Origin of the sequence: Microbacterium immunditiarum, from assembly GCF_013409785.1 — a bacterium.
Taxonomy (GTDB): Bacteria; Actinomycetota; Actinomycetes; order Actinomycetales; family Microbacteriaceae; genus Microbacterium; species Microbacterium immunditiarum.
Genome location: NZ_JACCBV010000001.1, coordinates 1,588,760 through 1,608,690, shown reverse-complemented (window position 1 = coordinate 1,608,690; position 19,931 = coordinate 1,588,760). Strand labels below are relative to the sequence as shown.

Genomic DNA, 19,931 nt, shown 5'->3' with positions numbered 1-19,931 from the left:
TGCACCCGTCCCGATTGCCCCGGGCGGCAAACCGTTGATATTCCGCGGCAAGGGGGCTCATCAGCGCGCTCGTCTATGTGAGTTCGAATCCCCCATCCTCCGCGTCACCACATCCTCCGCCGCTGCCACGCCAGGCTCAGTGAGCACAGGTTCCGCGACGAGGTCGGCCGTCTGGGAGGCGGCATGTGGGAACAGCAGCACCGCCATTCCGATTGCGACGCCGGCGCCCAGCAGCTGGCCGGCCAGGAAGGGAAGCACTGAGGCCGGTGCGATGCCGGCGAACGTGTCGGTGAAGACCCTGCCGACGGTGACCGCCGGGTTCGCGAAGGCCGTGGAGCTGGTGAACCAGTACGCGGCTCCGATGTACGCGGCGACGGCGATGGCGACCTGCTGGACGGGCCGGCCCGCGCGCGCCAGCCCGGTGATCAGCAGGACGAGCCCAGCGGTGGCGACGACTTCGGCCAGAACGGTGGCCGGTGTGGCGCGGGCGGTAGTCGACAGTGTCGTCGGCGCCGCGAACATGAGGTTCGCCAGCACAGCCCCACCGATGGCTCCGCTCATCTGCGCGAAGGTGTAGACGATGAGGGCGGGCAACGGCAGCCCGACCCGGCCGCGGCGGCCGAGGAGTGCGTCCGCGATCGACACGACGGGGTTGAAGTGCGCGCCCGACACCGGGCCGAGGAGCAGGATCAGCACGCCCAGTCCGAGCGCGGTCGCGATCGAGTTCTCGAGCAGTTGCAGTCCGGTGTCGGCCGAGAGGCGCTGCGCCGCGATCCCGGAACCGACGACCACCGCTACGAGCAGCCCGGTGCCGAGCATCTCGGCGCCGGCGCGTCGGGCGAGAGTCAGGCCGGCCGTCACGACCGCCTCGCCCCTGACTGCGGCAGCAGCTCGGAGAGGAGCTGCTCGACCTGTGCACGGATCTCGTCGCACACCTCGCGGATTCCCTCGAGGTCGAGTTCGGCGGGGTCGTCCAGGTCCCAATCGAGGTACCTCTTGCCCGCGTACAGCGGGCATGCGTCGCCGCAACCCATGGTGACGACCGCGTCCGCGGCTCGCACGACGTCGTCCGTCAGCGGTTTGGGAAACTCGTCGCCGACGTCGACGCCGATCTCCGCCAGGACTGCGACCACCTCCGGCATCACGCCGACGGCGGGCTGCGAGCCCGCGGAGCGCACGTGCACCCGCTCGCCGCCGAGGTGCCTGGTCAGCGCGGCCGCCATCTGCGAGCGACCGGAGTTCTGGACGCAGACGTAGAGGATCTCCGGCACGGGCTTCGCAATCAGTCCGCGGGACTGTGCCAGGGCGAGCAGCCGGTCACGAGCGAACTTCTCCGCGAGGCTCGGCAGGAGTGTGGAGACGGCTGCCGTTCGGGCGAGGGCGGCGTAGGACTCGAACACGACACGCTCGACGGTCTCTTCGCCGACCATGCCCGCGAACTGGTGCGCGAGCCGCTCGGCCGCACGGTGGAGGACCGAGTCCGCTGACAGCAGCGCGTCCTGACCGCGGCGCTCAGTCATGGTCGGCGATCACGGGGAGCAGTTCGGCGATGAGGCCGTCGACGCGCGAGCGGATCTCGTCACGGATCGGCCGAACCGCGTCGATCCCCTGCCCGGCGGGATCGTCGAGCTCCCAGTCCTCGTAGCGCTTGCCGGGGAAGATCGGGCAGGCGTCGCCGCATCCCATCGTGATCACGACGTCCGATTCCTTCACAGCGTCGACCGTCAGGACCTTGGGCGTGTTCCCCGCGATGTCAATGCCTTCCTCGGCCATCGCCTGCACGGCGACGGGGTTGATCTCGTCTTTCGGCGCAGATCCGGCCGACAGGACTTCGATACGGTTGCCGGCCAGCGCTCGCAGATATCCGGCGGCCATCTGGGATCGCCCCGCGTTGTGCACGCAGACGAACAGGACGGTGGGCTTCTTGTCAGTCATGTCGGTCTCGCTTCCTCTCGGAAGAAAGCATAGACCACGATCTATTGATTGATGAGCGCAGGAAGCAGGTCACGCACCCGACGTTCGATGTCGTCACGGATGCCGCGGACCACCGAGAGCGGCTTTCCGGCGGGATCATCGATATCCCAGTCCAGGTAGCGGCGCCCGGGGTAGATCGGACACGCGTCGCCGCAGCCCATCGTGATCACGTAGTCGGCCGCCCGGACGGCCTCGTCGGTGAGGGGCTTGGGGAATTCTCCGCCGACCGGTACGCCGATCTCATCGAGCGCCGTGACGATTGAGGCGCGGAGGTCTCTCGCCGGCGCCGACCCCGCGGTGCGAACCAGCACGCGATCGCCCGCGAGCTGTCGCAGAATGCCGGCAGCCAACTGGGAACGCCCGGCGTTCTCGACGCACACGAAGAGGACCTCCGGCACTCCCTGCTCGCGCTGCTCGCGCTGCTCGCGCTGTCCCCTGCGCAGGAGGTCGTCGAGACGCTGGGCGGCGAAGGCAGCGGTGCGCGATGCAAGGAGCGGTGTGTTCTCGCGAGCAGCGAGGAGATCGTGGCTCTCCTGGACGTATCGGCCGACGGTCTGCCTGTTGATCACCCCCGCGTATCGGTCGGCCAGGTCGGCGACGACGCGGTCGAGGTCGGGTTCGCCCGCGTTGACAACCGCCGCCCGATCCCCGAGCAGGCTGTCGATGCGGTCCACGTGCGCCGGGCTGATCGAGTACCAGACTCGACGACCTTCGGGCTCCCGGATGACGATGCCTTCGTCGTGCAGCGCGCGCATATGGTGGCTGACGGTGGGCTGACGAAGCCCGAGCTCATCGGCGAGGCGACCGACCCGCGCGCGACCGTCCTCGGCATCTCGGATCAGTCGGAGAATGCGTGCTCGGGTGGGGTCGGCCAGCACCGTGAGCGCGGGTGTGGTCGCCACCGGATCCATAGACGCCAGTCTATCTCGCCCGCGTGGGTCGCCGTTCAACCGCTCCGGTCGATCGAACTGCGCCGTTCGATGAGCAGCGTGTCACGCCACGCGCCGGCATGAGGGCCGGTCCCGGATCGGGCGATCCGCTCCCGTCGACCCACGACGCGGAACCCCGCGGCCTCGTGCAGGCGAACGCTGGCGGCGTTCTCCGGGAAGATGCTCGACTGGATCGTCCAGATCCCCGCATGCTCCGCGGCGTCGATGAACGCGTCGAGGAGGAGGCGGCCGATGCCACGCCCCCGAGCCGCGCGATCGATGTAGACCGAGTGCTCGACGACTCCACGATAAGCGGGACGCGCCGACACGGCCGACGCCGCGATCCATCCCACGATCGCCCCGGTTTCATCGACCGCGACGAACCGGAGCTCGTGGAGCTTGCCCGCGTCGAAGGCCGTCCACGACGGGGTGGCGACCTCGAATGTCGCCTCCCCGTCTTCGATCCCCTGTGCGTAGATCCGCTCGACGGCCGGCCAGTCGGCCGCCGTCATCGCCCGAACCGCTGTCACGAGCAGCAGCTCGAAGCGCCGTCGCCGAGGCTCGTCGAGCAGACCCCGATCGCGGGAAGCACCAGTTCCACGTTCGACGCCGACACGACGTCGCCGGCCAGCCAGGCGGTGACCGAGCGAACCTGCTCGTATCCCGTGGTCAGGAGGAAGGTCGGCGCGCGGCCGTAGGCCTTCATGCCGACGATGAAGAACCCCTGCTCAGGGTGCGTGAGCTCTCGGAAGCCATGCGGCTCCACCGTGCCGCAGGAGTGCACGTTCGGGTCGATCAGCGGAGCGAGGCGCTTGGGGGCCTCGACGATCTCATCCAGTTCCAGCCGGATCTCGCGCAGGATGTCGAGGTTCGGACGGAACCCCGTCGCGTTGACGACGATGTCCGTGCCGTGAACGACCACCTCATCGCGCCGGTGGCCGACGAGTTCGACCCGATCGTCGGCACGTCGCGCACGGATGATCTCGAACCCGTCGAGTACCGTGATGCGGCCCTCGGCGACGGCCCGGTCGACGCGGCTGCCCAGTCGCGCGCGGTCAGCGAGCTCGTCATCCGGTGACGAGGAGACCCGCACCGCACGCGCGTTCCGGATCAGCCAGGTGACCGACGTACCGGGCTCTTCCCGAGCCAGCTCCACCAGCCCCAGGAGCGTGTTCGCCGCCGAGTGGCCGGCGCCGACGACGGTGGTGTGGCGTCGGGCGAACTTCTCCCGGTCGCGGCCGAGGACATCGGGGAGCGCGGGGGTGACCGCGTCGGCGATGTCGGCCATGCCGAGCAGGTCCAGTCCGTTCGAGGACAGCGAGTTCGGCGAACGGTACGTTCCGGATGCGTCGATCACCGCACGCGCAAGGACATCCTCGATCGCGCCGTCCGTCGTGCGGACGCGAACGACGAACGGTGTCGTGGCGCGCGCCCTGGTGCGGGTGCGGTCCATGCCCTCGCGGGTCACACCGATCACCTCGGCACCGAGCCGCACTCGCGAATCGATCTCCTCCAGCTCGGCCAGGGGTGCGACATACTTCTCCACGAGCTCGGCCCCTGTCGGCGCGCGCTCGGGGTCGGGAAGCGTCCACCCCCGCTGTTCCAGCAGTCGGCGGGAGGCCGGGTCGACCAGGTGCTTCCAGGGCGAGAAGAGGCGGGTGTGCCCCCACTGCTGGACGCTCGCAGCGACGTGGTCGCCTGCTTCGAACACGAGGAAGTCGATCCCCCGCTCGACGAGGTTGGCCGCAGCAGCCAGCCCGATCGGGCCCGCGCCGATGATCGCAACGGGCAGGGTCGACATGCGGTCGGTCGCGGCGGTCCGGGGTGTCAGATCAAGCAGGGTCACAGCATCCTCCAACGGATATCGATGAACTTCGATGCTTGATTCTGCATCCCTCTATCGACGTCTGTCAATATCGACTATTGTCGATGCATGGTCACGATGCTCGACGTCACGGATGTCTCCGCCGGCGCATGCTGCGCCCCGCTGGTGCGGGAGCCTCTCACTGCGGCCGAAGCGGAGCAGCTGGCCGCAACCATGAAGGCGCTGGCCGATCCGGCGCGGCTCCGTCTCCTGTCGATCGTGGCCGCCTCCGAGGACTCCGAGGCGTGCGTGTGCGACTTGACCGAGCCGATCGGGCTGAGCCAGCCGACGGTGTCGCACCACTTGAAGATCCTCACGACGGCCGGTTTCCTCACACGGAGCAAGCGCGGCACGTGGGCGTACTTCAAGCTGGTGCCCGGGGCGCTCGACAGAATCTCGCAGCTCCTCGTCGCGTCGTGACCGCAGCCCCCCGGCCGATCGATGACGGCAGCGCGCGGTTCGGGCGCTAGGCTCGCCGCGCTCGCCGTCGCACAGGTCGTCTCGTGGGGCGTGCTGTACTACGGGGTCCTCGTGGCCGCGCCGGCGATCTCAGCCGACACCGGCTGGGATGACGAGCTCATCTTCGTCGCGGTCACAGCTGGACTTCTCGTCTCCGCGCTCAGCTCCATCCCCATCGGACGATGGCTGGACCGACATCCCCGGCGGGTCATGGTCAGCGGAGCGATGATGGGAACTCTCGCGATGTCCGTGGCCGCCCTGTCACCGACCATCTGGATATTCGCCGCCGCTTGGATCCTCTGCGGGATCGCGCAATCCGGTGTGCTCTACCAGGCGGCGTTCACGGTGATCACTCACCGCTACCGCGCGGCACGGCGCGCACCGCTCACGCTCGTCACCCTCGCCGGCGGCCTCGCGTCCACGATCTTCGCTCCGCTCACCGGCTGGCTCATCCTCGAGCTGGGTTGGCGGACGGCCTTCTTCGTCCTCGCCGCGATCCTCGCGGTGACAGCGCTGCCGACATACGCCCTCACGATCGAGCGGCGTTGGACACACGTCACCGGGCAACCCGCCGCAGGCGGAGCCGCGAGTCGCGTGCTCCGCTCAGTGCGATTCTGGGCGCTCACCATCGCGTTCGCACTCATGTCCTTCTCGCTCTACGCCGTGACGCTCTCGGCCGTCCCCGCCTCGGTCGAGAAGGGGCTGGACCTCCAGGCCGCCGCCTGGGTGCTCGGACTCATCGGCGCCGGTCAGGTGCTCGGGCGCCTCGTCTACCTGGTCGTCCCCCACACCGCCGCCCCGTGGATCGCTCCCGCGTGCGTGGGACTGCTCGGCGCTGCCGCCCTCGTCCTGTTCGCCGTCGCATCCAGTCCGACCGGGGTCTTCGCTGCCGCGATCGTGGCCGGCGCGATTCGGGGCGCTCTGACGCTCGTGCAAGCATCGGCGGTCGCCGACCGGTGGGGAGCCGCAACATACGGACGCCTGAATGGAGTGCTCGCCGCTCCGGTGATCGCGCTGACAGCCTTCGCGCCCGCTGCCGCCGCGATTCTGGCCGCGACTGCCGGGACGTACACCCTCGTGGCTCTGACGATGGCGGTGGTGTGCGCGATGGGAGGCGCAATGGCGATCCGCCGATAGCCTGAGATCGATGCGGGCGCCACAATCGCCACGGAGGATGCCTGCACGTACGTCAGCAGCATGCTCCGGTTCGGTGCACCCTCAGCCCTTGGTCAGATCCTGCGCCAGCATCACGATGATGCCGCTCGGACCACGGACGTACGCGAGCTTGTACACGTCCTGGTAGTTCGCGACTCCGCGCAGCGGGTGGCATCCGTGTTTGGCCGCGATCGCGAGCGCCTCGTCGATGTCGTCGACCGAGAACGCGACCCGGTGCATGCCGATCTCGTTGGGCAGCGTCGGCTCGGTCTCGATCGCATCCGGGTGGATGTATTCGAAGAGCTCGAGCTGGCCGTGGCCGTCCGGCGTCTGCAACATGGCGATGCGGACGTGGTTGCCGTCCAGGTCGACCGCGGTGTCAGCCCACTCCCCGCTGACCTCGTCTCGGCCGAGCACGGTCAGTCCGAGGTCGGTGAAGAACGCGATGGCCTCCTCGATGTCTCGAACGGCGATGCCGACGTTCTCGAGCTTGATGGGCATGCGATCAGTCGTACATCGCGATGAAGCGGCCGATGACGCCTCCCTGACGGAGCTTGTCGATCGCGTCAGGGATGTCGGCGTGGGTGATGTGGTTGACCGGTGGCTTGAGGTCGCCGCTGCGCATGATGTCGTAGATGCCGGCGAGATCCTCCTTCGTCCCCGACTTCGACCCCTTGATCGTCAGCTGGTTGATGATGATCGGGTACGTGTTGATCGTGGCCTCGAGGCGTCCCATACCCACCTGCACGAGTGTGCCGAACTCCGTGAGCGTCTCGATCGCGGCCGACGTCGTGGTGCCGAACCCCGCGTAGTCGACGATGAGCTCGAGGTTCTTGTCTTTGAACGCGTCGATGGATCCCGCGACGCCCGCCAGGCCGATCTCGTCCGCGAGCTTCTGGGTCTCGGGGTTGATCTCGGCCCCGTAGACATCGGCGCCGATGAGCGCTGCGCACCGCGCCCCGATGTAGCCGAGCCCGCCGAGGCCGATCACGCCGACGCGCATGCCCGCCTTCGCGCCGCCGACCGCCATGATCGCGTGGTACGCCGTGAGCCCGGCATCCGTCGCCATCGCCCCGAGATCGAACGGCACCTCGTCCGGCAGAACGACGAGGTTGTCATCCGTCGCGCGCAGCTTGGGCGCGAACCCGCCGTCCCACTTGCCGTAGCCGAGCGCGTCGCCGTCGGACATGACCGGGGCCAGACCGACTCGGTCGCCCACCTTCCAGTGCTCCATGCCCTCGCCGACCTCGCTGATGACTCCCGCCGACTCGTGCCCCATCGTCCGGGGCAGCCCGTGCTGGAACAGGGCCATCCAGCCGGGATCGTCCAGCGTCGTGACATCCGAATGACAGACCCCAGATGCCTTGACGTCGACGACGACCTCGCCGGGACCCGCGTGCGGCTCCTCCACCTCGTTGAGCTCCAGGGGCTTGCCCGTGCCCGCGAACTGCCATGCCTTCATCGCCCTCGACCTCCTTCACCCGGATTGAGGGACGCTCCGCGTCCCGGCCTCGCCCCCTTCGGCGGGGTCGATCCCAGGCTAGGTCGGCTCCACGAGCCGCGAAAGGCCCGTCACGGCAGGCCCGCGACCGGCACCCCCAGCCACTCGCCGAGCTCCATGATCTCGGCGCGCACCATCTCCATCTCCTCGGGCTCGAACGGCAGGAACTCGTGAATCGCGTTGACGCGCAGCACGTCGGCCTTGCGGTCGACTTCGGCGTCGAGCATGCCGACGAACCGGTCGCCCAGCAGGATGGGATGCGCGAAGTACCCGTAGACACGCTGCGCCTTCGGCTTGAACTGCTCGAGCACGTAGGTGAACTCGAAGACCTCCTCGAGCCGACCCCGGTCGTAGAGCAGGCCGTCGTACGGGTTGAGGAACGCGACTCGGCCCCCACGATCGTCGTCGAGCGCCGCGAGCGCCTCGGGGTCGACGCGGAGCTTCCACGTGCTGCCCTCGACCCGGGCGGGCTCCCCCGCGTCGCCCACGGGCGACCACCACCAGTGCGAGCGGCCGATGCCTGTGGCCTGCAGGGTGCGCTCGTGGAGCATCCGTTCGGCTTCATCGGCGGGCACCTCGGGAAGATCAGCCGGATACACGCGCTCCGCCAGATCCCACACGCGGTGACGGCCCTCGCGCCGTGTGATCGCGACGACGCCCTGCCGCGAGAGGAAGTCGAGCATGATCGGCACCTGGTTCGAGCCCGACCAGCCGTCCGGCGGGCGGCTCACCTGGGCCGTGTCGGGGATGTCGCTCGCCAGCAGCGGGCCGTCCGCGCGCAGGCGCGCGAGCACGTCCTTGCGGAACCGGTCGTTCGCCTCGAGCCACTCCCGGGTGCTCTTGCGGCGCGGCCACGTGCGCATGGCGGGAAGCATGAGCGGAAGCAGGCTCATCGGGTGGAACATGCCACCGAGCTCGAACAGCAGCCGGTCCTCCTCGACCGCCTTCTGCAGCTGCCCCGGCTCGTACGACCACCCGATGCGCGACCACATGATCGTGTGCTCACACGGCGCGATGACCGCCGTCGGGTCGATCTTGATCTGGCCGAGCTGCTCCGCGACCTCGACGACGTCGCCCGGACGCTCGGCGTCGAGCAGCTGCGCGCGCACGATGATGCGGCGCGCCTGCTCGCGGGTGAGCGTGTGCGTCATGAGCTCTCGGACCGCCAGCCCGTCTCCCACACCTCGGCGACTCGCGGGGCATCCGCAGGAACGGCTGGACGGATTCGCATGACAGCCAGGCTAGCCGCGAGTAGCGTCGGAATCGTGTCCCCCGATAACAAGGAAACTGTGCCCGAGCGCGTGCCCGAGCCGGTCCACGATCCCGTGCAGTCGCCCGCGCTGACCGACGACCAGTGGGCGCGGCTGCTCGAATTCGGCGAGCCGGAAGAGATCAAGCCCGGCGACTACCTCTTCCGCACGGGCCAGCGCGCCTACAACCTCATGCTCATCGAGAGCGGCGAGGTCGAGATCGTTCGCGAGCCGCTCGGCTGGGTCGGCGAGGTCATCATCACGACCATTGGCCCGCGCTCGTTCCTCGGTGAGCTGGGCCTCCTCAACCGCCAGGCCGCGTTCCTGTCGGCGCGCGTCACCGCACCGGGCGTCGCGTACCGCGTGAGCGACGAGAGCCTGCGGCGCCTCATGGCGGAGGATGACGAGCTGTGCGACATCCTCCTGCACGCGCTGTGGGCGCGGCGGGAGTCCCTGCGCAGCGGCCCCGCCGCCCTGACGCTCAAGATGGTCGGCTCGAAGGCGTCGCGCGAGTTCCTCGCGCTGCGCCGGTTCGCCGAGCGCACCGACCTCGTGCACACCGCGATCGACCTCGAAGACGCCCCCGACAAGACCCACCACACCGACTACCTCAGCGAGCGCGGCTTCACCAAGGCCGACCTCCCCATCGCATATGTGCAGGGCGAGCCGATCCTGCGTGCGACGCCCGGGCTCGTCGCCGACCGCCTGGGCCTCAGCTACCAGGCCAGCACGGACGACTTCGTCGACCTGACCGTCATCGGCGGAGGGCCCGCCGGCCTCGCGGCGGCGATCTACGGGGCATCCGAAGGTCTTCGCACCGTCCTCCTCGATGCCGTCGCGCCCGGCGGCCAGGCCGCGGCGACCTCGCGCATCGAGAACTTCCTCGGGTTCCCGTTCGGCGTCACCGGCCGCGCGCTCATCGGCCAGGCGTCGCTTCAGGCGCTCAAGTTCGGCGTGCGGGTGTACGCGCCGTGCGAAGCGGTGAGCCTCACGACGATCGACGACGGCCTTGAGGTCACCCTCCGAGACGGACGCACGATCCACACGCGCAGCGCGATCGTGACGTCGGGTGCCGCCTACCGCACGCTCGACCTCGACCGCTGGAACGACTTCGAGGGGTCGGGCATCTTCTACGCCGCGACGCCGCTCGAGCTGCGCCAGGTGATGGAGTCGCCCGTCGTGGTCGTCGGCGGCGCGAACTCGGCCGGTCAGGCGGCGCTGTACCTGGCATCGAACGGATGCCCCGTCCGCCTCGTCGTCCGCGGCGACGACCTCACCCGGCGCATGTCGTCGTACCTTGTGTCACGGCTGCTCGAAGACCCGCGCGTCGAGGTGCTCACCCGTTCCCACGTCGTCGGCCTCGACGGAGATCGGTTCCTGCGTCGCGTGCACATCGACCGCGTCGGCGAGGTCGACGCACGAGGGCTCTTCTGCTTCATCGGCGCCGAGCCCGCGACGTCGTGGCTCGACGGCATCGACCGCGACCCCGAGGGTTTCCTCCGCACGGGTGTCGACATCCCGCTCGACGTGCTCGGCGAGGACTGGGAGAGCCTCGGGCGCGAGCCGCTGCCATTCGAGACGTCCGTCCCGCGCGTGTTCGCGGCGGGTGACGTGCGCCGCGGATCGATGAAGCGCGTCGCGGCGGCGGTCGGCGAGGGGTCGAGCGCCGTGGCATCCGTTCATCGTGCGCTCGCCGCTGTCGGCGGCGTCGCGTGAGGATTCGGCCGTGGCTGTGCACGCTGATCGGCGTCGGCGCGGCGTTCGTGGGGCTGCTGCCGTGGCTCGTGACCGGCATGCGCCTGCCGCTGCAGAACTGGTGGGAGCTCTCGACCCCGCCGGAAGCGATGCCCCTCGCGATGCTGCCCTTCAGCCAGTATTCGCTGAGCCTCATCTTCGCGCTGCTCGTCGTGGGGGCGTCGGCGGCCGGAATCGCCGCACGGGCGCTCAGGCCGCGAATGCCCCGCGGCGGGTTCGCACTGGTGGTGACCGGGCTCGTCGTGATCCAGGCCATCGCGATCGCGCAGTCGACGGTCGCGGTCGCCGGCGGGCTGCGTGACGGCACAGAGTCGGTGCTCTACCTCTGGGCGCTCGTCGTGGTCAGCGTCCTGTCGCTGCTTGTCGGGGTGCTCGCCGTCTTCCTCATCGCACGCGCACCGCGCGCCGGGGCCCTCATCGGGCTGACGATCGGGGCGATCGCGACCACTTCGTGGCTCACAGGGTTCATGGGTCTGACGACCCCGTACGAGCTCGTCGCGCTGATCCAGTGGGTGGCCCCGGTCCTCGTCGGCGCCACCATCGCGTGGACCGGCCTCGGGACGACGGGCCGAATCATCGCGGCGTTGGCGAGCATCGCGATGGTATGGATCGTTCCCGCGGCGATCACAGCGGCGACCGCGGCGGTGGGGATGCGCGTGCTCGCGCGGCAGCTGGGTGAGATGGCGGAGTACGCGCTGCAGGTCTTCGGGCTCGCCACGTTCACGCCCGAGCTGGCCTGGCGGCCGATCGTCGTGACCGTCGTCGTGGCGGCGATCGGACTCGCGGCGCGTTCAGTCCTCTCGCGGCGCGATCGACGTAACATCGAGCATGGCGCACCTGACACCGACCGGCACGATCGTCGCGATCGTCGGAGAGCAGTCTGAAGACGCCCTCGCGACCTTCGACGGCATCCCCGGGGTCGAGATCCTCGCGCTGCAGGGCAGCGACCCCGGCCTCGCGACACGGCGCATCGCGGCCGCGAGCACTCCCTGGATCATCCACGACGCCGACCCGCTCGAGCACGTCGCCGCGGCGTGGGTCGAGCTCTTCGAAGAGCGCTCGAGCCTCGGCGTGCTCGAGCTCGAGGTCGAGGCGGCCATCGCCCGCTTCGAAGAGGGTTCGGCGCTCATGCCCGATTACTACATCGTGCTCGACCCGCAGGACGTGCCCGGCACGTGGCGCCACTGGTGGCTCGGGGCGCTCGGGCATCATGCACCGCAGCGAGTGCTCGCGTCGCGGGGGCCCGAAGGACCTCGTGACGCGGCGGTCCGGCGGCTGCTGACCGCTCTGCCGTCGTCACGTCCGTGGCCCGACCCGGCATCGTGGCTGCCGCATCTACCGTTCGAAATACCCGACCGGGTGGGGCTCAGAGACGAGGTCTAACTAGATCTCGTCCCCGAGCTCTGCGCCCAGCTCGCTCAGCCCGTTGACGACGACGTCCGTGAGCAGCGACGCGTACCGGCCGTCGGGGTCGAGATCCGGATCGAAGATCGTGACCGATGCTCCGATCGCGCGGGGCGCGAGCCCCTGCAGCAGCGCGACGAGCTCGTCTGCCCGCAATCCGCCTGGGGTCGGGGCATCGACCGCGGGCATCACCTCGGGGTCGAGCACGTCCACGTCGACCTGGAGCCAGTAGCCGGCTCCCTGGTCCGCGACCTCTCGCACGCGAGCCGCCACACGTGCTCCCCCATGCAGGATCACCTCGCTTGCGGGGGCGACGGCGCCGATCGCCGCCCGCACGCGCTCCAGGTTCGGGTCGTCGTCGCGGCATCCGATGTGCACCGTGCGCTCGGCGTCGAAGTACGGGCCGCGCCCGTCGATATCGGAGATCGCCGGCCAGTGCAGGCCGATCGCGGCGGCGAGGTCCTCCCCCGCGACGCGCGCGCACTCGTCGCTGATCGCCGGATGCCGGAAGTCGGTGTGCCCGTCGACGTGGATGAGCCCGCGGCCCTCGGGCGCGGCATCCGTCAATCCTGCGGCGATCACGAGGCTGCAGTCGCCACCGATCACGAGCGGAACCGCGCCCGCCGTCCACACGCGGTCGAGGCGCTCGGCGAGCCGCCTGGCGTGGTCGACGAGTGCGGCCTGGTTGCGCACCTCTCCGGACGGGCGGGTCTCGTCGTCGTCGACGTACCGTCCGGGGAGGACGGTGCCCGCGTCCCGTGCTCCGAGCTCGGCGAGACGGGAGTAGAGACCCGCCTCGCGCAGGGCTTCGGGCGCCTTCGCCGTGCCTGGAACGGTGCCGGGCTCGGGGGGTCGCAGGCCGAGATTGGTCGGTGCCGAGACGATCGCAAGCATCCGCCCAGTCTGCCCCTAGCACTGCGGGGCGGTGCTCTCAATCCCCGCTGTCCCACGAAATCGGCCGGGTACGGTCGGGCGTGTTCACGACGGGTGTTCACGACGAATGGAGACACACCGTGGCTACAACGACCGCGACCAAGACCGACAAGACCAGCAAGGGCTCGACGACGGCGAGCAAGCGCCGCCCCGCGCGCAAGGGCGCCGAGCTGACGCGCGAGCAGAACGCGGAGCGCGGGTTCCAGGCATCCGAGGCCCTCAGCGAGAACCTTCAGAAGGTGCTCGTCGACCTCATTGAGCTGTCGCTGCAGGGCAAGCAGGCGCACTGGAACGTCGTCGGGCGCAACTTCCGAGACACGCACCTTCAGCTCGACGAGATCATCGAAGCGGCTCGCGCGTTCAGCGACGATGTGGCCGAGCGGATGCGGGCGCTCCACGCCCTGCCCGACGGGCGCAGCGATGTCGTGGCGCAGACCACGACTCTGCCGGACTTCCCGCAGGGTGAGATCGCGACGACCGAAGTCATCGACCTCATGACCGAGCGGCTCGACGCCGTCGCGTCGACGTGCCGTGAGGTGCACGACGACGTCGACGAAGAGGACCCCACGAGCGCCGACCTGCTGCACGCGATCCTCGAGAAGATCGAGCAGCTGTCGTGGATGGTGAGCGCCGAGAACCGGACGCCGAAGAAGTGAGCTAGACCTCGGGCTCGATGTCGGGGAGCTCGAGCGGCAGCTCGCGCGTGTCGTCCCACGGCTCGGTCCAGCCGAGGCGGTTGAAGAGGCCGTCGAGCACGAGCCCGGTGAAGCCCCACACGAGGTGATCGCCGTTCTCGGCGCGCACGAGGAAGCCGGGCCCGCGCCACTCCTGGCCGTCGCGGCGGATGACCGTCACGCCGCGATTGGCCGGGTCGAGCAGGTCGGCGACGGGTGCGCGGAACACGTCGGCGGACTCGCGTTCATCGACGACTCGAACGGGTGACGGATGCCGCCACCACGCGAGCACCGGAGTCACGAGGTGCTGCGAGTACTCGAGCGGGATGTTCTCGAGCGTTCCGAGCACCTCGACGCCTGCCGGGTCGACGCCGGTCTCTTCGTGGGCCTCGCGGAGCGCGGCCGCGACAGGGCCGTCGTCACGCGGGTCGAGCCGTCCGCCCGGAAAGGCCACCTGACCGGGGTGGGAGCGCAGCGTCGACGCGCGCTCGAGCAGGAGGACGTCGAGGTCGCGCGGCACCGCTGCCGCCTGCGCTTCGTGTTCGCTCGGGAGTCCATCCAGCACCCCGAACAGGATGAGCACGGCGGCGGGACGGGACTCTCCCGCGTCGTGCGCGCGGGACGAGGAGTGGTTGGCTTGGGCGAGGGCCGCGAGCTGAGCTCGTGCGGTCGGTTCGGCGGGCACCCGTTCAGGCTACGCTCGCAGACGACATGTGGATCGGCTGGATCGAGTTCGACGTGCTGCTCGGCGAGGTGCATTCGCTGAAGCAGAAGCGCAGCATCGTGCGCCCCCTCCTCGCGGACCTCAGCCGGCGCACCGAGGCCGCCGTCGCGGAGGTCGGCGCGAACGACCTGCACCGGCGCACGTCCATCGGAATGTCGGTCGTCGCGAGGGACGCGAGGCACGTCCGAGACGTGCTCGAAAGGGCAGAGCGGATGCTCGCAGAGGAGCATCCGGAAGTCACCCTGCTGTCGTCGAGACGGGGTCTTCATTCGAGCGAGGACTGAGGTGGCAGCCAGGTAACGGTCAGGTAACGCTCAGAAGAGCCGGTAAGGATCAGGGCTTTGTGTGTCCGCGAAGCGGCCGCGCGATGCGTCTCCGCGGCGCTGACAACCCGACACGAAACCCGAATTCATGCGCTCCAGCACTCCCACGTCTCCTTCTACGCCTCCTTCTTCCCCTCGTACTTCTTCTCTCGAGTCCCCCGTTCCCGCGCGCCGCAACCGCCGCCTCGCCGAGCGCCGCGCTCGTCGTCGCCCCCTCCTGTTCGCGACGGGTCTCGGTCTCGCCGTGGCGACGATCGTCGGATGCGCGGGTGCCGTTCCGCTCTCGTACGCCGAGGCATCCGTGAACTCCGCGCCCGCGATGCCCTCGATGGTGCTCGCTTCGTACTCGACGCCCGCTCCGCTAGCGGCCGACGCCGAGCTCGCCGTCGCCACCGGGGACACGTCGACCACCGAGGCGAGGGCCGCCGTGGAGGCCGCGGACGCCGCTGTCGCGAGCGCCGCGCAGGTGGCGACGGATGTCGAGGCATCCGGGCTCGACATCGGCGTGACGCCGACGGTCGACACGACCGCGCTCGAGGCGACCGCGGGTCGCCTCGCGCTTGGCATCAAGAGCCTTCCCGAGTCGTTGCTGCCGGATGTCACGGCGGATGTGACCGCGCTCGTGTCGTCGGTGCAGGAGCAGGTCGCGGGTCTGCGCGGCCGACTCGATGCGGCGGTCCAGGCCAAGAAGGAGGCCGAGGAGCAGGCCCGTCGCGCGGCCGAGGAGAAGGCGCGCCAGGCCGCCGAAGCCGCCGAGCGCGCGCGGCAGCAGCAGTCGTCCGGCTCGGGTGGCGGCGGCTGGGTGCCCTCGGTGCCCGTCGGCGGCGCCACGGGCGACAACAGCCCGGCCGGCGCGCAGGCCACGGCTCGCGGCATGCTCGGCAGCTACGGCTGGGGCGATGACCAGTTCGGCTGCCTGTACAACCTGTGGCAGAAGGAGTCCGGCTGGAACTACCAGGCCTACAACCGCTCGAGCGGTGCGTTCGGCATTCCGCAGGCGCTTCCCGGCAGCAAGATGGCGACCGCGGGCGCCGACTGGCAGACCAGTGCCCGCACGCAGATCGCGTGGGGTCTCGGCTACATCTCCGGTCGTTACGGCTCGCCGTGCAACGCCTGGGGTCACTCGCAGTCCGTGGGCTGGTACTGATCCCTACTCGCGGAACAGCGCGAGCAGCTCGTCGATCGAGTCGCCCCGCACGAACACCGGGATCCGGTCGATCGGGGTGGGCACCGTGCCCGTGCCGCCGCCCGTGATGCGGTCGCCGGTCCAGGCATCCGCCCATTCCCCCTCGGGGGTCTCGGGAAGGTAGACCGACCACTCGGTCGCGCCCTCTTCGAGCACGGGCGCCACGAGGATGTCGTCGCCGAGCAGCCACTGGGTCGGTGCCGTCCACACGGCGGGGTCGTCGGGCCACTCGAAGAACAGCGGGCGCATGAGCGGCCGGTCGGTCGCGATCGTCGCCGCGGCGGAACGCTCGAGGTACGGCACGAGCCGCTCACGCAGCTTCGTGTACCGGCGGAAGAGCGGCAGCACGCGCTCGTCGCCCGTGCGCTCGGCGATGTTCCACGGCGTGCGGTCGCGCGACGGGCTGCGGGGATCTCGCCGGAGAAGCCGGCGATGTCCCAGCCCCAGTAGACGATGCCGGATGCCGCGGCCGTGAGCCCCGCGTTCATCGACCAGCGGAACGCCTCCCACGTCGAGTTCTCGTCCCCCGCCCAGAACGCGCCGTGCGCCTGCGCTCCCGCGAAGCCCGCACGGCTGAACGTCACGGGAGCTCTTCCCCGAAGAACGTATGTCGTCGGCGGTGTCAAGCAACCCGTGGTGACGGGCGAAGGCAGGTGTGATTCAGCGCCGGTTCGTCAGCGACGCGGGTCGCGCAGGGATGCCACCGCTTCGAGAAGTGTGGAGTGGATGTACGTCAGCTCTGGTGAGGAGTACGACTCCCAGGTCTCGTCGGCTCCGGGTTCGGCGTTGGGCTCGGCATCCGGCTCGGTCCAGGTCCCGGACCAGGTCTGGCTGTCGGCGTCGCCGGTGTCGGCTGGCGCGGGGTTGTGGGCGTACACCCACCACAGGTTCTGCTGCGGGTCCACGAAGCGCGAGAAGACGTCGCCCCAGAAGTCTGTCGGGTTGGTCACGATCCGCCCTCCCCGTTGGACGGCTCGCTCAAGCGTCGCGTCGACGTCGTCGACGTACACGCGGGTGAACGCAGGCGTGAACGGCCAGTCGGCTTTGCGGTCGGCCACGGTGATCATCGAATCGCCGATGAGCAGCTCGGAGTGCAGGATCGTGCCGTCCCCGTCGAGCGTGCGGGCTTCGGGAACGTCTATCGCTCCGAAGACGTACTCGAGAAACTCGATGAGCTCGGCGGCGTTGTCGGCCATGATGAACGGGTTGACGGTGTTCGAACCGACTGGCGCGGGCGGAACGGCGGGACGGGGACGGTCGGACACGGCGGCTCCTCTCGATGTCGTCGTGACCACGTTGGCACGGCGGATGCCTCGACGACAGGGCATCGGCGGACCGGTGCGGTGAGGTGGCCCGGAGGCGCGTTTGCCGTCCACTGACGTCGCTGCGCACTGAGCGTGGCAGGCGGGCGCCGGCGCGACTGCCGCTGCTGTCGGGCGCGAGGGTTCGGTGCGGAGGTTCGCCGCGGAGCTTCGCCGCGGAGCAGGACCCCGGGGCCGGGCCTCGCACGCACACCGGCGCCACCCTCGGCGCCCGGGCGTGTCAGAAGGGTGCGTTGGCGGCGTCGGCGGGTCGGAACACGGGCACGCGGCGTTCCGGTTGCACCACGTAGGTGCGACCCGCGGGAGATCTCCACTCGAGCGCTCCCCCGCTTTCGGGGACCTGTCTCACTCGCCACCCGCCGTGGTGTTTCACCGTGTGGTGCCCCTTGCACAAGGGGGCGAGGTTGTCGAGCGAGGTCTCCCCGCCGTGTTCCCACGCGATGGTGTGGTCGATCTCGCAGCGGGAGGCGGGGATGCCGCATCCGGGAGCCATACATCGATCCGCCCGCCACCTGACCAGTTTCCGCAGCATCGGGGGCGGCCGATATTGCGTCCGACCGGCAGAGAGCACCATGCCCGTTTCGGGGTGGGTGAGGATCCGCATCCATCCGTCCGCGCCGCCGCACAGCTCGCGGGCGCGGTCCAGCGCGATGGGCCCAACACCCTCCACCACCGCCGGCGCCAACCCCGCCACGGCACGATCGGTGTCCGTTTCGGCGAGGAGCGTCAGCGCGGGCACCGTCACCGCGACCGTCGCACGGATCCCGCGCACTTCGTCCGGGTGCACGCTGGTGTCGCCGTCGATGAGCAGGTCGCTGAGCACGTCTGCACGGAGCTGATCCATCGAGCGTGCGTCAATCGGCGTCGCGCCGCTGTCGCGCGGTGCCGTCTCGGATTCGTGGGCCTTGATCGCCTTCGCCATCGCGGTCAGGCGCCCGTAGATGGCGTGCGCCTCCACCGCCGGGATGCAGGCGCTGAGCCACGCCATCCCGTCATCGGCGCGCTCGACCACGACCCGCCGCTTTACGAGCGCCACCTCATGCCGCTGGGCGAGGGTGACCGACCGATGCATCTCGATCAAATTCCGCAGCGCTCGCCGGAACACGCCAACCGGGTGCTCCTCGGCAAGCCCGATCGCGTCAGCGATGAGCCCGTCGCGCACGTCGGGCTCGAGCTCGTCGAGGCGGTCGACGAGGTACTCGGCGTGGGCAAGAGTGATACGTGCGCGACTGAGTGAGTCCAGTGCGTCCGGGTACCGGTGCACGAGCGCCTCGGCGCGGCGGATGAGGTCGCCGGCGGCGTGCTCCGTGATCCGCATCCCCGCCGCCAACTCCAGCCGGATGCCCCGCTCCACCACAGTGGTGAGGTCCCGCCCGTACCGGGCCGCATCGGCCAGGGCCTCGGTGCGGGCTTCGTCGACCCGGTAGAACTGCTCAGCCGCGAACATCGCCACCATGTCGCCCGCCACGCGGACGCGATCGATCGCGTCGGGGACCTGGGAGGGCGGATAACCCTCGGCGGTGGCGGGCATGCTTCGACCTTAGAACATAGGTACGACATTCCGATTCGCGTTGGCGAGGCTGTGGAGAAATGCGGGTGGATTGTCGGTCGGTGGAGGAGGGGGGTCTCGAAACCGGGCTACGCCGGCCACTCGACCGGCAGGCGGCTCCCCCGCCGCTACCGCCCTTCGATCAGCACCGCCAACCCATCCAGCGTCCGCGCGAGGCCGAACTCCCACGCCCGCTCCTCGCTCCACGCACTCCCCTGCGCTTCACCCGCGGCCGCGCCGACGCGCACCGCACGCGGATACCTCTCCGGATCGAACGCCCGCGCCAGGATCGGCTGATTCGCCTCCCACCACTCGGCGTCGCTGATGGCCGTGTCGGTCGTCGCTCGCCGCGCATCGTGCGCCGCCCGGCAATGCGCCTGCACGAAACCCAGTACCCAACTCAAAGCCGAATCCGTATCGACATCCGACAGCGCGGTGTCGTCGAACGCCGCGAGCTCGTGCTCGTATTTCGCCATCAAGCCCGGCCCGAGGGGTGGGCGGCTGAGGGCGGCGACTTCGGTCATCCACGGATGCTGGAGCAGCAGCATCCGGTTCTCCTCCGCCAACGTCGAGACCCGCTCACGCCACGACTCCGACGCATCCCAGGAACGGCGCTCCATCCGCGCATACAGCGCGTCGACCATGAGATCGAGGAGCTCGGGTTTGCCGGGGACGTACGTATAGACGGACATCGTCGAGATGCCGACGCGCTCGGCGACCGCGCGCATCGTGAGCGCGGTGAGCCCCTGCTCGTCCGCGAGAGCGAGGGCGGCATCGACGACCTGCGCGACCGTCACGGAACGCGCCGGTCCCTTTCGGCGCGACGCCTCATTGGACGGCCCCCACAGCAGCGCGAGGGTCGCGCTCGGCGAGCCGGCGCCCGTGCGATCTGCGGTCATGGCCTCATCCTTGCACTCTTTCGCCGTACG

The 19,931-nt window shown here is 69.8% G+C and carries 23 protein-coding genes and 1 pseudogene; 8 read left to right on the top strand and 16 right to left on the bottom strand.

Annotation, left to right across the window (positions count from 1 at the left end):
• Positions 1 to 60: 60 nt before the first annotated feature.
• The 6 genes from BJ991_RS07355 to BJ991_RS07330 are packed head-to-tail and all read right to left on the bottom strand — an operon-like array spanning position 61 to position 4,749.
• Positions 61 to 861, bottom strand: a complete 801-nt coding sequence (locus BJ991_RS07355) for an aquaporin (RefSeq protein WP_343048677.1) — start codon at positions 859 to 861, stop codon at positions 61 to 63.
• Complete coding sequence (locus BJ991_RS07350) at positions 858 to 1,520, bottom strand: arsenate reductase ArsC (RefSeq protein ID WP_179488803.1); 663 nt, start codon at positions 1,518 to 1,520, stop codon at positions 858 to 860. Before BJ991_RS07350 ends, BJ991_RS07355 begins: the two co-directional genes overlap by 4 nt.
• Positions 1,513 to 1,935 carry an arsenate reductase ArsC gene (locus BJ991_RS07345; protein ID WP_179488801.1) on the bottom strand — a complete coding sequence of 141 codons (423 nt, stop codon included), beginning with the start codon at positions 1,933 to 1,935 and terminating at the stop codon, positions 1,513 to 1,515. The genes BJ991_RS07350 and BJ991_RS07345 overlap by 8 nt, the downstream gene beginning before the upstream one ends.
• A 41-nt stretch (positions 1,936 to 1,976) precedes the next feature.
• Positions 1,977 to 2,885, bottom strand: a complete 909-nt coding sequence (locus BJ991_RS07340) for a metalloregulator ArsR/SmtB family transcription factor (RefSeq protein WP_179488799.1) — start codon at positions 2,883 to 2,885, stop codon at positions 1,977 to 1,979.
• A 35-nt stretch (positions 2,886 to 2,920) separates the two neighbouring features.
• Positions 2,921 to 3,415, bottom strand: a complete 495-nt coding sequence (locus tag BJ991_RS07335) for a GNAT family N-acetyltransferase (protein WP_179488796.1) — start codon at positions 3,413 to 3,415, stop codon at positions 2,921 to 2,923.
• Between the two features lie 14 nt (positions 3,416 to 3,429).
• Positions 3,430 to 4,749 carry an FAD-dependent oxidoreductase gene (locus BJ991_RS07330; RefSeq protein WP_179488794.1) on the bottom strand — a complete coding sequence of 440 codons (1,320 nt, stop codon included), beginning with the start codon at positions 4,747 to 4,749 and terminating at the stop codon, positions 3,430 to 3,432.
• Between the two features lie 87 nt (positions 4,750 to 4,836).
• Between BJ991_RS07330 and BJ991_RS07325 the strand changes: the two genes are divergently transcribed.
• Together BJ991_RS07325 and BJ991_RS07320 are read left to right on the top strand one after the other, a co-directional pair.
• Positions 4,837 to 5,187 (top strand): ArsR/SmtB family transcription factor, encoded by a 351-nt coding sequence (locus BJ991_RS07325; RefSeq protein ID WP_179488792.1) that lies wholly within the window; start codon positions 4,837 to 4,839, stop codon positions 5,185 to 5,187.
• Positions 5,188 to 5,208: 21 nt separating this feature from the next.
• Positions 5,209 to 6,363: an MFS transporter gene (locus BJ991_RS07320; RefSeq protein WP_179488790.1), complete on the top strand. Its 1,155-nt coding sequence runs from the start codon at positions 5,209 to 5,211 to the stop codon at positions 6,361 to 6,363.
• An 81-nt stretch (positions 6,364 to 6,444) separates the two neighbouring features.
• Here BJ991_RS07320 and BJ991_RS07315 read toward each other — a convergent pair whose 3' ends face one another.
• From BJ991_RS07315 to BJ991_RS07305, 3 genes are all read right to left on the bottom strand, one after another.
• A complete protein-coding gene (locus BJ991_RS07315) occupies positions 6,445 to 6,882 on the bottom strand; it encodes a VOC family protein (protein ID WP_179488788.1) in 438 nt (145 codons plus the stop codon).
• Between the two features lie 4 nt (positions 6,883 to 6,886).
• Entirely contained in the window at positions 6,887 to 7,843 is a 957-nt protein-coding gene (locus tag BJ991_RS07310; RefSeq protein WP_179488786.1) for an alcohol dehydrogenase catalytic domain-containing protein, read from the bottom strand.
• A 110-nt stretch (positions 7,844 to 7,953) separates the two neighbouring features.
• On the bottom strand, positions 7,954 to 9,033 hold the full coding sequence (locus BJ991_RS07305) for a DNA glycosylase AlkZ-like family protein (RefSeq protein WP_179488784.1): 1,080 nt from the start codon (positions 9,031 to 9,033) through the stop codon (positions 7,954 to 7,956).
• Positions 9,034 to 9,147: 114 nt separating this feature from the next.
• Between BJ991_RS07305 and BJ991_RS07300 the strand changes: the two genes are divergently transcribed.
• From BJ991_RS07300 to BJ991_RS07290, 3 genes are read left to right on the top strand one after another with little or no spacing between them, the layout of a single operon-like run.
• Complete coding sequence (locus BJ991_RS07300) at positions 9,148 to 10,848, top strand: FAD-dependent oxidoreductase (protein ID WP_343048676.1); 1,701 nt, start codon at positions 9,148 to 9,150, stop codon at positions 10,846 to 10,848.
• The gene (locus tag BJ991_RS07295; protein WP_179488780.1) at positions 10,845 to 11,771 is read left to right on the top strand and encodes a hypothetical protein; all 927 of its coding nucleotides are present in this window, start codon (positions 10,845 to 10,847) and stop codon (positions 11,769 to 11,771) included. The genes BJ991_RS07300 and BJ991_RS07295 overlap by 4 nt, the downstream gene beginning before the upstream one ends.
• A complete protein-coding gene (locus tag BJ991_RS07290) occupies positions 11,716 to 12,270 on the top strand; it encodes a hypothetical protein (RefSeq protein WP_179488778.1) in 555 nt (184 codons plus the stop codon). The genes BJ991_RS07295 and BJ991_RS07290 overlap by 56 nt, the downstream gene beginning before the upstream one ends.
• Here BJ991_RS07290 and BJ991_RS07285 read toward each other — a convergent pair whose 3' ends face one another.
• The gene (locus tag BJ991_RS07285) at positions 12,271 to 13,185 is read right to left on the bottom strand and encodes an arginase family protein (RefSeq protein ID WP_179488776.1); all 915 of its coding nucleotides are present in this window, start codon (positions 13,183 to 13,185) and stop codon (positions 12,271 to 12,273) included.
• A gap of 119 nt (positions 13,186 to 13,304) precedes the next feature.
• Here BJ991_RS07285 and BJ991_RS07280 point away from each other — a divergent pair, with 119 nt between their 5' ends.
• The gene (locus tag BJ991_RS07280) at positions 13,305 to 13,880 is read left to right on the top strand and encodes a ferritin-like domain-containing protein (protein ID WP_179488774.1); all 576 of its coding nucleotides are present in this window, start codon (positions 13,305 to 13,307) and stop codon (positions 13,878 to 13,880) included.
• 1 nt (position 13,881) lies between these two features.
• Here the strand turns inward: BJ991_RS07280 and BJ991_RS07275 are convergent, their stop codons facing one another.
• The gene (locus BJ991_RS07275) at positions 13,882 to 14,583 is read right to left on the bottom strand and encodes an NUDIX domain-containing protein (protein WP_179488772.1); all 702 of its coding nucleotides are present in this window, start codon (positions 14,581 to 14,583) and stop codon (positions 13,882 to 13,884) included.
• 26 nt (positions 14,584 to 14,609) lie between these two features.
• Here BJ991_RS07275 and BJ991_RS07270 point away from each other — a divergent pair, with 26 nt between their 5' ends.
• Together BJ991_RS07270 and BJ991_RS07265 are read left to right on the top strand one after the other, a co-directional pair.
• Positions 14,610 to 14,906, top strand: coding sequence for a DUF503 domain-containing protein (locus BJ991_RS07270; protein ID WP_179488770.1), 297 nt, complete (start codon positions 14,610 to 14,612; stop codon positions 14,904 to 14,906).
• Between the two features lie 283 nt (positions 14,907 to 15,189).
• Positions 15,190 to 16,092, top strand: coding sequence for an aggregation-promoting factor C-terminal-like domain-containing protein (locus BJ991_RS07265; RefSeq protein ID WP_343048675.1), 903 nt, complete (start codon positions 15,190 to 15,192; stop codon positions 16,090 to 16,092).
• 3 nt (positions 16,093 to 16,095) lie between these two features.
• On the opposite strand, the gene BJ991_RS18915 is transcribed toward BJ991_RS07265, so the two are convergent.
• The 5 genes and pseudogenes from BJ991_RS18915 to BJ991_RS07245 form a co-directional block, all read right to left on the bottom strand.
• On the bottom strand, positions 16,096 to 16,380 hold the full coding sequence (locus tag BJ991_RS18915) for a hypothetical protein (protein WP_425487544.1): 285 nt from the start codon (positions 16,378 to 16,380) through the stop codon (positions 16,096 to 16,098).
• A 227-nt stretch (positions 16,381 to 16,607) separates the two neighbouring features.
• A pseudogene (locus BJ991_RS18910) lies at positions 16,608 to 16,715 on the bottom strand (TIM-barrel domain-containing protein); the annotation flags it as partial.
• Positions 16,716 to 16,805: 90 nt separating this feature from the next.
• On the bottom strand, positions 16,806 to 17,396 hold the full coding sequence (locus BJ991_RS07255; protein WP_343048674.1) for a VOC family protein: 591 nt from the start codon (positions 17,394 to 17,396) through the stop codon (positions 16,806 to 16,808).
• Positions 17,397 to 17,673: 277 nt separating this feature from the next.
• Positions 17,674 to 18,984, bottom strand: a complete 1,311-nt coding sequence (locus BJ991_RS07250) for an HNH endonuclease signature motif containing protein (RefSeq protein ID WP_246301049.1) — start codon at positions 18,982 to 18,984, stop codon at positions 17,674 to 17,676.
• A gap of 146 nt (positions 18,985 to 19,130) precedes the next feature.
• Complete coding sequence (locus tag BJ991_RS07245; protein ID WP_179488768.1) at positions 19,131 to 19,901, bottom strand: TetR/AcrR family transcriptional regulator; 771 nt, start codon at positions 19,899 to 19,901, stop codon at positions 19,131 to 19,133.
• Between the last annotated feature and the right edge of the window lie 30 nt (positions 19,902 to 19,931).